At 71.0% G+C, this 14,661-nt stretch carries 13 protein-coding genes and 1 pseudogene; 7 read left to right on the forward strand and 7 right to left on the reverse strand.

The genetic code is table 11. The annotated features are described in order from the left end of the window. Positions 1-10 precede the first annotated feature (10 nt). The 5 genes from ACH4K4_RS21995 to ACH4K4_RS22015 form a co-directional block, all read right to left on the reverse strand. Positions 11-3,190 carry a nitrate- and nitrite sensing domain-containing protein gene (locus ACH4K4_RS21995; protein WP_398169374.1) on the reverse strand — a complete coding sequence of 1,060 codons (3,180 nt, stop codon included), beginning with the start codon at positions 3,188-3,190 and terminating at the stop codon, positions 11-13. 421 nt (positions 3,191-3,611) lie between these two features. Then, entirely contained in the window at positions 3,612-4,214 is a 603-nt protein-coding gene (locus ACH4K4_RS22000) for a GTP-binding protein (RefSeq protein WP_398169376.1), read from the reverse strand. Then, complete coding sequence (locus tag ACH4K4_RS22005) at positions 4,195-4,605, reverse strand: DUF742 domain-containing protein (protein WP_030682600.1); 411 nt, start codon at positions 4,603-4,605, stop codon at positions 4,195-4,197. The genes ACH4K4_RS22000 and ACH4K4_RS22005 overlap by 20 nt, the downstream gene beginning before the upstream one ends. 97 nt (positions 4,606-4,702) lie before the next feature. Beyond that, complete coding sequence (locus tag ACH4K4_RS22010; protein ID WP_030018344.1) at positions 4,703-5,116, reverse strand: roadblock/LC7 domain-containing protein; 414 nt, start codon at positions 5,114-5,116, stop codon at positions 4,703-4,705. A 9-nt stretch (positions 5,117-5,125) separates the two neighbouring features. After that, positions 5,126-8,860, reverse strand: a complete 3,735-nt coding sequence (locus ACH4K4_RS22015) for a nitrate- and nitrite sensing domain-containing protein (RefSeq protein WP_398169378.1) — start codon at positions 8,858-8,860, stop codon at positions 5,126-5,128. 629 nt (positions 8,861-9,489) lie between these two features. Between ACH4K4_RS22015 and ACH4K4_RS22020 the strand changes: the two genes are divergently transcribed. The 3 genes from ACH4K4_RS22020 to gltX all read left to right on the forward strand — a co-directional run bounded on the left by ACH4K4_RS22020 (position 9,490) and on the right by gltX (position 12,029). Next, complete coding sequence (locus tag ACH4K4_RS22020) at positions 9,490-9,711, forward strand: hypothetical protein (protein ID WP_398169379.1); 222 nt, start codon at positions 9,490-9,492, stop codon at positions 9,709-9,711. A gap of 85 nt (positions 9,712-9,796) precedes the next feature. Next, positions 9,797-10,558, forward strand: coding sequence for a fumarylacetoacetate hydrolase family protein (locus ACH4K4_RS22025; RefSeq protein WP_398169380.1), 762 nt, complete (start codon positions 9,797-9,799; stop codon positions 10,556-10,558). Next, on the forward strand, positions 10,551-12,029 hold the full coding sequence (gltX, locus tag ACH4K4_RS22030) for a glutamate--tRNA ligase (RefSeq protein WP_398169381.1): 1,479 nt from the start codon (positions 10,551-10,553) through the stop codon (positions 12,027-12,029). Before ACH4K4_RS22025 ends, gltX begins: the two co-directional genes overlap by 8 nt. A 79-nt stretch (positions 12,030-12,108) precedes the next feature. Here the strand turns inward: gltX and ACH4K4_RS22035 are convergent, their stop codons facing one another. Next, entirely contained in the window at positions 12,109-12,348 is a 240-nt protein-coding gene (locus ACH4K4_RS22035) for a hypothetical protein (RefSeq protein WP_398169382.1), read from the reverse strand. Further along, the gene (locus ACH4K4_RS22040; protein WP_398169384.1) at positions 12,345-12,677 is read right to left on the reverse strand and encodes a DUF6247 family protein; all 333 of its coding nucleotides are present in this window, start codon (positions 12,675-12,677) and stop codon (positions 12,345-12,347) included. Before ACH4K4_RS22040 ends, ACH4K4_RS22035 begins: the two co-directional genes overlap by 4 nt. A gap of 283 nt (positions 12,678-12,960) precedes the next feature. Between ACH4K4_RS22040 and ACH4K4_RS22045 the strand changes: the two are divergent. The 4 genes and pseudogenes from ACH4K4_RS22045 to ACH4K4_RS22060 all read left to right on the forward strand — a co-directional run. Then, a pseudogene (locus ACH4K4_RS22045) lies at positions 12,961-13,098 on the forward strand (helix-turn-helix domain-containing protein); the annotation flags it as partial. Positions 13,099-13,280: 182 nt separating this feature from the next. Then, entirely contained in the window at positions 13,281-13,637 is a 357-nt protein-coding gene (locus ACH4K4_RS22050) for a DUF5753 domain-containing protein (protein ID WP_398169386.1), read from the forward strand. 10 nt (positions 13,638-13,647) lie between these two features. Continuing rightward, positions 13,648-13,866, forward strand: coding sequence for a DUF397 domain-containing protein (locus ACH4K4_RS22055; protein ID WP_398169388.1), 219 nt, complete (start codon positions 13,648-13,650; stop codon positions 13,864-13,866). Then, positions 13,863-14,588, forward strand: coding sequence for an HAD family hydrolase (locus ACH4K4_RS22060; protein WP_398169390.1), 726 nt, complete (start codon positions 13,863-13,865; stop codon positions 14,586-14,588). Before ACH4K4_RS22055 ends, ACH4K4_RS22060 begins: the two co-directional genes overlap by 4 nt. Positions 14,589-14,661: the final 73 nt, after the last annotated feature.

A 14,661-nucleotide genomic window follows, 5' to 3' on the forward strand; every position in this document is an offset into this window, starting at 1 on the left:
CGGGCTCACACTAACGCTCCTGATCGTAGGTGCTGCCGGGGCCGAAGCCCTGTTGGTCATTCTGGGGGACCTCCGAGTGGTCCGTGCCCACGTTGCGTCCCTGCTGTACCCCGCGCCGCAGGTTGCTCAGCCGGCCGCGGACGTCCTCCGGAGCGCGGGAGACCTGCGGGCCGCCCTGCGGGCTCTGCTCCGCCGTGCCCTCGACCAGGTTGGCCTTGGGTACCCGCCGGGGCAGACCGGAGGAAGTGACTCCGCCCGCCTTCGGCTCGCGCAGCCGCTCCGCCCGCTGCCAGCGCTCGTCGTTGGCCGAGCGCCACTCGGAGTCGTCCGTGCCGGACTCCGGCGCGTTCCCCTGCGGGGCGGCCGCCGGGTCCTCCTGGGCACGGGGCCTGGAGGACGCCTCCTCGAACGGCTGCCACTGCTGCTGCTGAACCTGCGGCTTGCCGGCGGCTCCGCGGCGCGGAAGGCCGGCGTCGGTCAGCGACGGCGGGTCGTTCGGGGTGGGGTCCGGACGGTCGAATGCTACGCGCTCCGGCGCATCCAGGGGAGCGGCCTGCTGATTCCGGTCGGATTCCGTTTCCTGACCGAAATAGCCGGTGGCCGCACCCTGTTCGGGCCAGTCGTCCTGCTGCCGGGGCTCGTAAGGAGCGTACGGCTGCTGGCCGGGGGCCTCGCCGTAACCGGAACCGGGGTACTCCTGGCCCAGTGGCGAACGGTTGTCGTAGGAACCCTGTTCCGGTTCCGCATATGCCTGCCCGGGATAGCCCTGGTAGGCCGCGCCACCGGTCTGCGCCTCGTCCTGGAACAGCGGCCGTGCCGGGTCCTGGTACGGCGCGGCCGCGGGGTCGTGCGACCGGTCCTGGAGACCCGCGCCGCCGGTCTGCGCCTCCAGCGCCGCACGGCGCTCCTCGCGCATCAGCGAGCGGTTGACCGGGTCGAGCACGGCGCCGTGCGGCCCGTAGCCGGCCTCGTCGAAGCCCAGCTCGGCGGCGGAGCGGCCGTCGCTCTCGTAGGCCCCCTGCTGGTGCTCGGGGACGATCCGGGAGACGGTGAAGTCGTCGTCGTGGCCCTCCGCCTCGCCGCCACCGCCGTGGGTGATCGCCTCGGGGAGCATGACGAGGGAGGTGGTGCCGGCCTGCTCGCCGGAGGGGCGCAGCTGGACGCGGATGCCGTGCCGGTCGGCCAGCCGGCCGACCACGAACAGGCCCATGCGCTGGGAGACCGAGGCGTCCACGGTCGGCGGGTTGGCCAGCTTGTGGTTGATGTCCGCGAAGTCCTCGGGGGTCAGCCCGATGCCCTTGTCGTGGATCTCGATCATGACCCGGCCGTCCGGCAGCCGGGTGGCGGCGACCCGCACCTTGGTCTGCGGCGAGGAGAACGTGGTGGCGTTCTCCAGCAGCTCGGAGAGCAGGTGCACGAGGTCGGTCACGGCGGTGCCGTGGATGTCGCCGTCCGGCACGCCGGACAGCTCTATCCGCTCGTACGACTCGACCTCGGAGGTGGCCGCGCGCAGCACGTCGATCAGCGGCACCGGCTGGTTCCAGCGGTGGCCCGGCTCCTCGCCCGCGAGGATGAGGAGGTTCTCGCCGTTGCGCCTCATACGGGTGGCCAGGTGGTCCATCCGGAAGAGGCTCTCCAGCTGGTCCGGGTCGGCCTCGTTGTTCTCCAGCTCGGTGATCAGGGTGAGCTGACGCTCGATCAGGCCCTGGTTGCGCTGCGAGAGGTTGGTGAAGATCGCGTTGACGTTGCCGCGCAGCAGCGCCTGCTCTGCGGCGAGCCGGACGGCCTCCCGGTGCACCTGGTCGAAGGCGCGGGCGACCTCGCCGATCTCGTCGGTGGTGTGGATCGGGATGGGCTGCACGCGGGTGTCGACGCGGCCCGGGTCCGTACGGGAGAGCTGGTCGACCAGGGTGGGCAGCCGCTGCTCGGCGATGCCGAAGGCCGCGGTGCGCAGCTGGCGCATGTTGCGGCTCATCCGGCGCGCCATCATCCCGGCCACCAGGAAGGCGGCGACCAGCGCGGCGATCACGATCGCGGAGTCGGTGAAGGTGGACTGCCGGGCGTCGGAGGAGATCTGGGCGGCCTCGTCGACGGCCTTGTCCGCGAGGTCCTTCTCGATGGCGCGGTACATGTCGAACGTGCCGGTCGCCGCGGCGAACCAGGTCTCCGGGGTGATGCCCTGCGCGGCGAGCTGCTGCGGGGAGGCGCCGGAACCGATGGCGGCGGCCATCGCGTCGAAGGCCGGCGGGGCCTTGAACTGCTGGCCGGCGTTCTCCGCGCGCTGCTTCGCCCTGGCGACGGCGTCCGCGCTCTGCTTCTTCAGCTTGGCGGTGTCGTTCTTGAGCCGCTGTACGTCCTCGGGGGTGCCACCGGAGGTGTACTCGCCGATCGCGATGTTCTCCAGGTACTTGTACGAGGCGAACGAGGTCAGCTGCTTCTTGTGCTCCTTGCCGCCCTGCGGCGACGCCGGGTCGACCAGCAGGTGCGTACCGATGGAGCGGGTCAGCGACTCGGCGGCCTTGGCCAGCGAGACGGCGTACACCGTGCGGCCGTAGGAGGTGATGTTGCCGGTGCCCAGGCCCAGCTCGTTGGCGAACTCCATCAGCGGGTGCTGGATGGCGACGTAGCCCTCTTCGGTGCGCACGCCGGGCAGCTGAGGGGTGTAGGCGGCCTCGCGCAGCTTCTTCAGGCCGGGCTCGACCTTCTCGAAGGCGGCGAGGCGGCGCTTGAGGCCGTCCTTGTCGGGCATGGCCTTGACCGCGGTGTGGAACTCGGCCGCGGCGGCGTCGGTGGCGTCGCGGGCCTCGCGCACCACCGGTTCGTCGCGCTTGCCGCCGAGCAGCGGCTCGGCGGTGCGGTCGCGCTCGTCGATGATGGCGTGGCTGTAGGCGGCGGCGGCGCGGACCAGCTTGGCGGTGTTCTCGGCGTCCTGGGCCTCCTGCCAGGTCTCGACCGAGCTGTTCACCCGCAGGCCGCCGAATACCAGGGCGACGAGCACGGGAATGAGCAGGATCGCGTTCAGCCGGGTGGCCACCCGCCAGTTGCGCGGGGAGAACCGTCCGCCGCTCACGGGGACGGTGGCGACCGGGCTTTCGGACGCGCCGGCAGCCGGAGCCGCGCTGTGCGACGGCGGCGTGAAGTTGCCCCGCCGCGCTTCCTGCGGCTCGGGGCCCGACTTGCTTCGCCTCACTCGACCAACAACCTCTCGGCGCCGGCACCGCACCCTCTTGCGCTGTGCCGTTTTCTTCAGGGCGTTACTACTCCGGAGTTCAGCGAATTTCAGCACGTCAGGACCGTGCGTTCCAAACACTGGGGAAAGGGGGAGCAGCTCGCCGAGCGCGTCAGATAAAAGGGGCGTTAAGGGCGAGGGGCGGCAAAAGGCGAGAGAAATGTGAGCACAGCGGAGCCGCGTGTGCGCGCCGGGTGTCGGCGGCGGATGAATTCTCTGTCGAAACGTTATGAACAGCACCGGTGGCGTGTCCAAGGACACAGATCCAATGCCGTCATACGGGAACCGGGGCCCGCCCGGGACCTTTCCGGCGCCAGGCGGCGCCGGTCCGGTCTCTCATTGCCCGAGGCAACTTACTTTCGGGCGAAGCGACTTGGGGAAGTCACTTGAGGCGGGCCATCAGGGCGTGCTCGACGAGAGTGATCAGGGCGCTCTTGGCCTCGCTGCGGTGGCGGGCGTCGGTGGTGATGATGGGGGCGTCGGGGCCGATCTGGAGGGCTTCGCGTACCTCGTCGGGGGTGTACGGCTGGTGGCCGTCGAAGCCGTTGAGGGCGATGACGAAGGGCAGGCCGCTGTTCTCGAAGTAGTCGACGGCCGCGAAGCAGTCGGCGAGCCGGCGGGTGTCCACGAGCACGACGGCGCCGATGGCGCCGCGTACCAGGTCGTCCCACATGAACCAGAACCGGTCCTGGCCAGGCGTACCGAAGAGGTACAGGATCAGGTCCTGGTCCAGGGTGATGCGGCCGAAGTCCATCGCCACGGTCGTCGTGGTCTTGTCCTGTACGTGGCTCAGGTCGTCGATCCCCGCCGAGGCGGAGGTCATCACGGCCTCCGTACGCAGCGGGTTGATCTCCGACACGGCCCCGACGAAGGTCGTCTTGCCCACGCCGAAGCCGCCCGCCACCACGATCTTCGCGGAGGTGGTGGACCCACCGCCGCCCTGAGCGGCGGCGGGACCGGCGCCGTCAGAGCTTGCGAAGTCCACTGAGCACCCTTTCCAGCAGCGTCACGTCGGGCGTGCCGCCGGCCTCGGTGCCGCCACCCGGCTGGTGGATCGCCACCATGCCGGCCTCCGCCAGGTCCGCGACCAGGATCCGGGCCACACCCAGCGGGATGTGCAGCAGGGCCGAGACCTCGGCGACCGACTTCACCTCACGGGTCAGGTGGCAGATGCGCTGGTGCTCGGGCAGCAGGCCGGGCAGCTGGGACGGGTCGGCGGTCGTGCTGACCAGCGCCTCGATGGCGAGCTGGTAGCGCGGCCGGGTCCGTCCCCCGGTCATGGCGTACGGGCGGACCAGCGGCTGGTCACCTTCGCCCCCGTACGGCGCTTGGCTGTAGGCGCCGTACGGGCCGGGCGAGGCAGGTGGCGGGGTCATGGGGTCCTCCGGACGGGACAACTGACTGTCGTCGGGTTGGGCCGGTGGGGGGTGCGGCACGGTGGTCGGTCGGTCGGGTCGTGACGTTCGGCGGGACTCAGTGCAGCAGGCTGCCCTGGAGTTCGGCGCGCAGGTCGGGCGTCAGCACGGTGCCCGCGCGGTCGACCAGCAGGGCCATCTCGTAACCGACGAGGCCGATGTCGCACTCGGGGTGCGCCAGTACGGCCAGCGACGATCCGTCCGAGACGGACATGATGAAGAGGAAGCCGCGCTCCATCTCCACCACGGTCTGGTTGACCACGCCGCCCTCGAAGATGCGGGACGCACCGGAGGTCAGCGAGGTCAGCCCGGACGCCACCGCGGCCAGCTGGTCGGCCCGGTCGCGGGGGAAGCCGTCGGACATGGCGAGGAGCAGTCCGTCCGCGGAGACCACCACCGTGTGGGACACCCCTGGGGTGTTGTCCACGAAGTTGGTGATCAACCAGTTCAGATTCTGCGCCGCCTGGCTCATCGGACTCAACTAACGCTCCTGCTGGTGAGTGGGGTCGACAATGCCGTGATTGCCGGTGGAGTGGTTCTCCTCGGCCCGGTAACGGCCTTGCTGGATACCCCGTCGAAGATTGGTCAGCCGGCCGCGTACGTCGTCGGGCGCACGCGAGACCTGCGGGCCGGTCTGGTGGGACTGCTGCTGCGCGGTGCCGGCGACCAGGTTGGCCTTGGGCACCCGGCGGGGCAGTCCGGAGGTGGTGACGCCGCCCGCGGCGGGCTGGCGGATCTGCTCCGCCTGCCGCCAGCGCTCGTCGTTGGGCGAGGCGCGCCACTGTCCCGGCGCGCGGTCGCCGTCCTGGCCGGCACCGCCGAGCCCGGCACCGGGCGTGCCGGAGGGCTCCCGGCGCGGCAGCGGCGGTACCTCGGAACGGTCGGCCGGCGGGCTCGCCGGCTCGTCGGCGGCCTGCTGCGGCACACCGGCCGCGGCGGACGCCGGAGTGTTGAACCAGTTCGACTCGATCGTGTCGAAGATCGGCGTACGGCCGTCACCCGGGCCCGTGGGCGCGTCGCCGCCGAGCAGGTCGCCGTCGGCCGGACGCTGCCGGTCCTGCGGCCGCGCGGGGAACTCCCCGGTGTCCTGCCGCGGCGCTTCCTGCGGGTCGGCGGGCAGCGTGAACTCGCCGGTGGTCTGGTCGCCGCGCTGCTGCGCGCCGCCGCCGAAGGCGTTGCCGCCCTCGAAAGCGCTGCCGCGGCCGTCGGTGTCGTACCCGCCGTTCTGGAACGCGTTGCCGCCGAACGAGCCCTCGCCGAAGCCGCCGGCCTCGGGGCGGGCGAACTGCCCGGTGTCGCCGGTGTCCTGCCGCGGTGCTTCCTGCGGGTCGGCGGGCAGCGTGAACTCGCCGGTGGTCTGGTCGCCGCGCTGCGGCGTGCCGCCGCCGAAGGCGTCCTGGCCGGGGGCCGGGGCGTCGAAGTCGGGACGGGCGAACTCCGCCGTGTCACCGGGGCCGCCGGCCGCCGGAGCGGCGAAGGTGCCGGTGGTCTCCGGCTCCTCGTGGCCGCGCGGCCGGTCCTGCGCCTCTCGGGGCGCCATCGGCCAGTCGTCCGAGGCACCGCGCTCGCGGCGGGCTCCCCAGCTCGTGGTGCCCGGCTGCTGCGCGCCGCCGGTGGCGGTGTCCGCGCCGCCGGTCAGCTCGGCCGGCGCGCCGCGCTGCGGCAGCTGGGGCCGCTCGTCGCGGCGGGGCGCGCCCGTGGGCGGCGCCACCGTCGGCATCTGCGAGGTGTCACCGGCACCGGCGCCCGCACCCGCGTTCGCGCCGGCCGGCGCGCCACGGGTCGGCAGGGCCGGACGTCCGCCGCTCTGCTGCTGCCCGGCACCGGGCGCGCTCTTCGCGGGGCCCGTGCCGGGCGCGTTGCCCTGCCGGCCGCCCGGGGCACCGAACGCGCCGGCACCCGGACCGCCCTGGCCGCCGGGACCGCCGCGGCCCGGCAGCGCCGGACGCGCACCGCCCGCGCCGACCTGGCCGCGCGGCTGGAGACCGGCGAGCCGGTTGGCGGAGGAGTTCGGGGTGTTGGGCACGCCCTCGCCGTGACCGGCGCCGGGGCCGCCCTTGCCGCCCGGCTGCGGCTTCTTGCCGCCCTGGGCGACGTCGACCGGCAGCATGACCAGCGCCGTCGTACCGCCCGAGTCGGACGGCCGCAGCTGGATACGGATGCCGTGCCGCAGCGACAGGCGGCCGACCACGAACAGGCCCATGCGGCGGGAGACGGAGACGTCCACCGTCGGCGGGCTGGCCAGCCGCTCGTTGATCGCGGACAGGTCCTCGGGCGACAGGCCGATACCGGTGTCGTGGATCTCGACCAGCACCCGGCCGTCGGGCAGCGCGTGACCGGTGACCTTGACCTTGGTCTGGGGGGAGGAGAACGAGGTGGCGTTCTCCAGCAGCTCGGCGAGGAGGTGCACGAGGTCGTTGACGACGCGGCCCGCGACCTCGGTCTGCGGTACGGCGCTCAGTTCGATGCGCTCGTACTGCTCCACCTCGGACGCGGCGGCGCGCAGGACGTCGACCAGCGGCACCGGGCGCGTCCAGCGGCGGCCCGGCTCCTCGCCCGCGAGGACGAGGAGGTTCTCACCGTTACGGCGCATACGGGTCGCGAGGTGGTCCAGCTTGAACAGGGAGGACAGCTGGTCCGGGTCGGCCTCGCGGGACTCCAGCTCGGAGATGAGCGAGAGCTGGCGCTGGATCAGGCCCTGGCTGCGGCGCGAGAGGTTGGTGAACATCGCGTTGACGTTGCCCCGCAGCAGCGCCTGCTCGGACGCCAGGCGGACGGCTTCGCGGTGCACGTCGTCGAAGGCCGCGGCCACCTTGCCGATCTCGTCGCGGCTGTGCACGCCGACCGACTCGACGGAGGTGTCCACGTCCTGCGGGTCCGCCTCGGACAGCTGCTTGACCAGCTCGGGCAGGCGCTCCTGGGAGACCTTCTGCGCGGTGTCCTGGAGGCGGCGCAGCGAGCGCACCATGGACCGGGAGACGACGAACGCGCCGACGAGCGAGATGCCCAGGACGAGCAGGATCATCGCACCGTTGAGGATGGCTTCCTGCGTCGCCTCGTTGCGCAGCTCGCGCGACTTCTGCTCCATCTGCGAGAGCAGCGAGCTCTCGATCTTCTTCATCTCGTCGAGCTTGACGGTGTCGGTGTCGTACCAGTCGAGGTACTTGTAGTCCTCGCTGCGGATACCGCCGTCGCTGGCGAACGTCCGGTGCGCGAAGGCGACGGCCGCCTTGATGTCGTCGTTGTTGCCGTCCAGGCCCTTGGTGAGGTCGGTGGCGCCGACGGAGATCTGGGAGAAGCGGTCGCGGGCCGCCTTCTCGTTGTCCTCGGCGGTACGGCCGGCCAGCCGGTCGTTGGACGACAGCTGCGGGCCGCCCTTGTGCGCGAGGCCGGCGCTGACCAGCGCCCGCTGCATCGACGCGTACTCCTTGGCGGAGGAGAACGCCGCCAGCGCGCGGGTGCTGCGGATCATCTCCGGGTTGCTGGTCGCCTGCGCCATGTCCTGGGACAGCGCGAGCAGCGAGTTGATCAGCTGGTTGTAGCTGCTGACCGTACGAGCGGTGTTGTCCGCGTCCTTGTACGCGTTGTTGCGGATCTCGCTGAGGGTGTTCAGCTGGCGCCCGATGTCCAGCAGGGTCGCCTGCACGCCGGCCATCGTCGGGTCGTCGCGCTGGACGTCACCGGTGGCCTTGTTGAACGCCTGCTTGGCGCGGTCGGTCGCCTCACGGGGGGCGACGACGTTCGCGTCGTCCTTGACGTTGCCGCTGCCGGCGATCGGACCCGCCGACTTGTCCCGCTCGATCTGCAGCGCGTCGGCCAGCTCGGTCGCCTGCCGCGTCATCTCGGTGAGCAGCTGCATCTTGTCGAGCTGGTCCATGTTCTCCAGGGAGTTGGAGATACGCATGCCACCCAGCGTCGTCGCGGCGATGACGGGGAGGGCCAGCAGGGAGACCAGACGAGTGCTGATGCGCCAGTTGCGCATGGCTATTCGGGCGCCGGGGCCGCTCGGCTCCTTGGCGCCCTTCGACGGCTTGGCCGAGCCGTCGCCGTCGGCCGGGTCACCGCCCGGCGTCCGGCCGCCGCGGTCGGCCGGCAGACCGCCCGCCGGGCCGTTGCCCTGGGCATGCTGGGGCGAGGAGGCGCGGTCGCTTCCGCCGCGCAGCTCCGGGTCCGCCGCAGCTTCCCCTTGGCCCTGGCGGGCCTGGGGAGACCCCATGCCATCCCTCTTGAAACGTCCCTGCACTAGCGTCGCAACCTCTGGACCAGGCGTCCCTCCGCGTGAACGGCGGGACGGTTGTCGAGTCGTAGGGGGCCGGGGCCCCCGTTTGGCGGTCGTGAGTGACCGGCGGGCTACCCCCTCTGGCCGAGAGAGCGGCACCACCGCGCGGCGCTTCGCTGCGCCTCCTGCGCGCCGTCCGGCTGAAACCTGCGGCGGTCCGTGGAATTCCAGCACAGTGCAGGATCTCCAACAAGGGCGGTGCCGTCCGCTGTGACATGCGTGACGCAATGTGCGGGACACGTCACCACACGTAGAGAGTGACACAGTCGATAACGGACTTATGTCCGCGAGTCGCTCGCCCGCATCCCCTGTCCCAGGTGCGGTGATCGGGAGCGGAACATGCGCTTCAATCCGGCAATGTCCGTTTCGCCCCTGGATGTTGATCATGAGAATTGCGGCATTTGTCACACACTTCGTGAGGAAACTCACAAGGTTGAGGCCGACTTTCCCGGGGCGGCACGGGGAATAGCGCGCTTAGCCTGACGCTTTACACAGTTGCCCGAAATGACAAGGCCCCAATCCTGTGGCGGCCCTGTTTCCCGACGTCCTTACGCGAGGCATGAGCAGTGAAGACCACGATGATGTTCCGCAACATAGCCAACCCGCGGCGCACCACCCTCGCGCATCTGAAGGATGCCGACGAGCTCCGCGACGCCGCGGCCGATGCGCCGGAGCACCCCGTCGAGCTGCCCGCCCAGACCGCCAACCCGCGCCGCACCGTGCTGATGGAAGCCCCCGCGCCGCAGACCGTCCCCGCGCAGGCCGGCGCCCGGGACACGGCCGTCTGACCCAGGGGAAACGGGCCGGCCGCGCCCCCGCGATAGCCTGGAGTGTCAACTCCGGCCAGTGATCTATGAGGGGCAGCGGCAACCCGTGCGCATCGCCAGATTCTCCATCGACGGCAACGTCGGCTTCGGCGTCCTCGACGGCGACGACATCGACGTCATCAAGGGACATCCCTTCGCGGAATTCGAGCGCTCGGGTCACAAGGTCCCCCTCGAAAAGGTCCGCCTGCTGCCGCCGGTCCTGCCCAACAAGGTCGTCGCGGTCGGCCGCAACTACGCCGAACACGCCCGCGAGCTGGACAACGAGGTCCCGGACGTGCCGGTCACCTTCTTCAAGCCCTCCACCTCGGTGGTCGGCCCCGGTGACCCCGTCGTGTACCCCTCCTTCTCCCAGGAGGTGCACCACGAGGCGGAGCTCGCCGTCGTCATCGGCCGCATGTGCCGCGAGGTCCCGCGCGAGCGCGTCAAGGACGTCGTCCTCGGCTACACCTGCGCCAACGACATCACCGCGCGCGACGTACAGAAGCGCGAGGGGCAGTGGGCGCGGGCCAAGGGCTTCGACACCTCCTGCCCGCTCGGCCCCTGGGTCGAGACGGAGCTGGACCCCGCCGACCTGACGATCATGTGCACCGTCAACGGCGAACAGCGCCAGCTCGGCCGCACGAGCGAGATGGTCCGCTCCGTCGAGGACCTGATCGTGCACATCACCGAGGCGATGACGCTGCTCCCCGGCGACGTCGTCCTCACGGGCACCCCGGCCGGGGTCGGCCCCCTCCAGGACGGCGACGAGGTCGCCGTCCACATCGAAGGCATCGGCACTCTCACCAACAAGGTGATCAAGCGTGGCTAACGCGACCCCCGTCCGCGTCCGTTTCTGTCCCTCCCCGACCGGCAACCCCCACGTGGGCCTGGTCCGCACCGCCCTGTTCAACTGGGCCTTCGCCCGGCACACCCAGGGCACCATGGTCTTCCGCATCGAGGACACCGACGCGGCCCGCGACTCCGAGGAGTCCTACAACCAGCTGCTCGACTCGATGCGCTGGCTGGGCCTGGACTGGGACGAGGGCCCCGAGGTCGGCGGCCCCCACGCGCCGTACCGCCAGTCGCAGCGCATGGACCTCTACAAGGAGGTCGCGCAGAAGCTGCTGGACGCCGGCCACGCCTACAAGTGCTACTGCTCCACCGCCGAGCTGGACGCCCGCCGCGAGGCCGCCCGCGCCGCCGGCAAGCCCTCCGGCTACGACGGCAAGTGCCGGGTGCTGACGGCCGACGAGATCACCGCGTACGAGGCCGAGGGCCGCGAGCCGATCGTCCGCTTCCGCATGCCGGACGAGCCGATCACCTTCACCGACCTGGTGCGCGGCGAGCTGACCTTCACCCCGGAGAACGTCCCCGACTACGGCATCCTCCGCGCCAACGGGGCACCCCTCTACACGCTCGTCAACCCGGTCGACGACGCCCTGATGGAGATCACCCACGTCCTGCGCGGCGAGGACCTGCTCTCCTCCACCCCCCGCCAGGTGGCCCTCTACAAGGCCCTGATCGACCTGGGCATCGCCAAGTCGATCCCCCTCTTCGGCCACCTCCCCTACGTCATGGGCGAGGGCAACAAGAAGCTCTCCAAGCGTGACCCGCAGGCGTCCCTGAACCTGTACCGCGAGCGCGGCTTCCTCCCCGAGGGCCTCCTCAACTACCTCTCCCTCCTCGGCTGGTCCTTCTCCGCCGACCAGGACGTCTTCGGCATCGACGAAATGGTCGCGGCCTTCGACATCGCGGATGTCAACGCCAACCCGGCCCGCTTCGACCTGAAGAAGGCCGAGGCGATCAACGCCGACCACATCCGCCGCCTGGACCCGAAGGCCTTCGCCGAGGCCTGCCGCCCCTGGCTGCAGGCCCCCCACGCCAACTGGGACCCGGCCGACTTCGACGAGGCGGCCTGGCAGGCCATCGCCCCGCACGCCCAGACCCGCCTGACGGTCCTCTCCGACATCACCGCCAACGTCGACTTCCTCTTCCGCAAGGAGCCGGTCGAGGACGAGGCGTCCTGGACCAAGGCGATGAAGGGTGACCCGGTGGCCCTGCTCACCACCGCCCGCGAGAAGCTGTCCGGCGCCGACTGGTCCAGCGCCGACGCCCTCAAGGAGGCCGTCCTGGCCGCCGGCGAGGCCCACGGCCTCAAGCTCGGCAAGGCCCAGGCCCCCGTCCGCGTGGCCGTCACCGGCCGCACGGTCGGCCTCCCCCTCTTCGAGTCCCTGGAAATCCTGGGTAAGGACCGCACGCTGGCACGCATCGACGCGGCCCTGGCGAAGCTGGGCGCGTAACGCGGAGGCTTCACGTCGTACGCCGAAGGGGCGGCCGCCGGGTACCGGTGGCCGCCCCTTCGTATGTGGCGGGGCCGGCTCACGCGGCCACGAGATCGATGACGTTGATCACGACGTGCGTGTTGGACACCACGTACTGGATGAAGCCTCCCTCGAAAGTGGCCGACCAGCTGTTGTCCCGATGGCTCTTGGCAGGCGCGCCGAACGGATTCAGGCTGAGCCGTTTCTCCAGCTCCTCCAAGGAGGCCCGTTGCGCGGTGCCCAGAGCCGCCTTGCATCGTGCGGCGCGGTCCGCGTACCTGACGACGTAAGCGGTCATGGGCACCTGCCGACGTCGAGGGCATTGTTCTCGGCGTCGTACGCGTTGCCTTCGGCGTCCCAGAAGACCATGCCTTCCGTGTCCCCCTCCGCCAGGCGCTTGGCCATCTGCTCCACCTGATCCAGGTAGCCGGGCGTCGCGCACGCGCAAGCGAAGGGGAACCACTTGTCGACGACCCGGTCCAGCTCCGCACGATCGAATTCCGCCGCCGCGCTGAGCCAGTCCTGCTCGAAGTACCGCAACCAGTCCGGGCGCCGCTGCAACGCCGTACGGATCGCGTCCGGAGTCCGCTCGCAGGCGTCCCGATCCACTTCGATCTCTCTGTCCATGGCCGGCGACCTCCGGTACGTGTAGGCAGGGCGGGGCCCACGGTAGGCGGCGGTGGGGCACCCATCCAGGAGATCCGGGCTTCTGTGCTCCGGTGGACGAATCGGTCCGTCCGGCCCGGGGCGGCGACCTCCGCCCGCCCGTCCTCATAGGCCAGCCCCCAGGCGGCGACCTGCGCGTCCCGCAACCCGCCGACTGCGTACTCCTCAAAGTTCTCACTTATTCACTGGTGCGTGGTACGCCTTGCACATGCGTCCACTGAGAGGAGTGGCCTTGGTGGCAGCCATGCCGCCGACCTTGCGGCAGCGCCGCTTGGGCGCCGAACTGCGCAAACTGCGGGAACAGGCCGGGCTGACATCGACGGAGGCGGCGGCCAGGGTCGGCATCCAGCAGGCCCGGATGAGCATGATCGAGGCCGGGCGGTACGGGGTGAGCGCGGACCGGGTGCGGGCCATGGCCCACACCTACGCCAGCGCCGACGCCGCACTGACCGAAGTGCTGGGCGACATGACGGGGCGCCGCAGCCGCGGCTGGTGGGACGAATACCGTGAGTTGTTGCCCACGGCCCTGGTCGAGGTCGCCGAGTTCGGCACGGGGAGGCGCCGTTGCCCTACACGGCGATCATCCACGAAGCCGCGCTGCGGATGGGGATCGGCGGGTCGGACGTCGTACGCGCGCAACTTCGGCATCTCATGGACATGGGGGAGCACGAGCACGTCACGATCCAGGTCATCCCGTTCGGGCGGGCGGACTTCCCCGCGGCGGGGCAACCGATCACCTACGCGTATGGTCCCGTGCCGCAGTTGGACACCGCCCTGCTGGATTACGACCACGGCTGCGAGTTTCTCTTCGCGGGGGCCCAGTTGGCTCGCTACCGGGCGGTACTGGACCGTATGCAGCGGTGCGCACTCGATCCCACCCAGAGTCGCGACCTGATCCACAAGATCGCGAAGAGTCTGTGAGGCCCAGACGATGCACGTCTACCGCTGGCAGAAGTCCTCGTACAGCAACGAGGGCGTGAACTGTGTGAACGTCGCCGCCGCGCCCGACGGCACCTTCCGGCTCCGGGAGAGTGACGCCCCGGAGGCGATCCTCTCGGCCACCCGCGGCAGCCTGACCGCGTTCCTGGCCGCGATCAAGGAACGAGGCGCGCCCCCAACCGGCCACCGCCCCCGTGAGGTATCCGCGTGACCATCGAGGCCGTCCTCTGGGACGTGGACGACACCCTCTTCGACTACACCGGGTCCGACCGCGCGGGAGCGCTGCGGCATATCGAGGCGGAGGGGCTGCTCGGGCGGTATCCGGACGCCGAGTGCGCGCTCGGGCGGTGGCGGGAGTGCATGGAGGTGGCCTTCGGGCGGTTTCTCGCCGGGGAGGTGGGGTTTCTGGAGCACCGGCGGGAGCGGGCTCGGGCCTTTCTGGGGGAGGAGATGGGCGACGAGGAAGCCGACGCCTGGTTCGGGCGGTACGTCGCGCTCTACGAGGCGGCCTGGACCCTTTTTCCGGATTCCGCCCGGGCCCTCGCCGACCTCGCGCCGCTGACCCGGCAGGCCGTGCTCTCCAACTCCTCCGGCGCCGTCCAGGAGCGGAAGCTGCGCGCCCTGGGCATCCGTGACCGCTTCGAGGTGGTTCTGTGCGCCGACGGGCTGGGGTACGCCAAGCCGGCGCCCGAGGCGTTCTTGGCGGCCTGTGACGCGCTGGGGCTGGCGCCCGGCCGAGTCGTGTACGTGGGCGACAATCCGGCCGTCGACGCGATCGGCGCGCGGGATGCCGGGCTGGGCGCGGTCTGGGTGGACCGGGCCGGTACGGAGGGGGAGGTGCCGGACGGGGTGCGGCGGATCCGGAGCCTCGCCGAGCTGCCCGGGCTGGTGCGCGGCCTTATCGGTTTTGGAGCGTCGTCCACCTTCGGGTAATGTTCTTTCTGCGCCGCCCGGGAGGGCCGAGAGGCCGGGCCGGGAAGCGCAAGCCGAACAAAACCCCTACCGG

Origin of the sequence: Streptomyces sp. NPDC017529 (assembly GCF_044329785.1) — a bacterium.
Lineage (GTDB): Bacteria > Actinomycetota > Actinomycetes > Streptomycetales > Streptomycetaceae > Streptomyces.

What these genes read in the sequence shown, in the direction of transcription:
- ACH4K4_RS22005 (WP_030682600.1), bottom strand. Translation starts at nt 4,605, where the DNA reads ATGACCCCGCCACCTGCCTCGCCCGGCCCGTACGGCGCCTACAGCCAA.
- ACH4K4_RS22010 (WP_030018344.1), bottom strand. Translation starts at nt 5,116, where the DNA reads ATGAGCCAGGCGGCGCAGAATCTGAACTGGTTGATCACCAACTTCGTG.
- ACH4K4_RS22015 (WP_398169378.1), bottom strand. Translation starts at nt 8,860, where the DNA reads ATGGGGTCTCCCCAGGCCCGCCAGGGCCAAGGGGAAGCTGCGGCGGAC.
- ACH4K4_RS22035 (WP_398169382.1), bottom strand. Translation starts at nt 12,348, where the DNA reads ATGACCGCTTACGTCGTCAGGTACGCGGACCGCGCCGCACGATGCAAG.
- ACH4K4_RS22040 (WP_398169384.1), bottom strand. Translation starts at nt 12,677, where the DNA reads ATGGACAGAGAGATCGAAGTGGATCGGGACGCCTGCGAGCGGACTCCG.
- ACH4K4_RS22055 (WP_398169388.1), top strand. Translation starts at nt 13,648, where the DNA reads ATGCACGTCTACCGCTGGCAGAAGTCCTCGTACAGCAACGAGGGCGTG.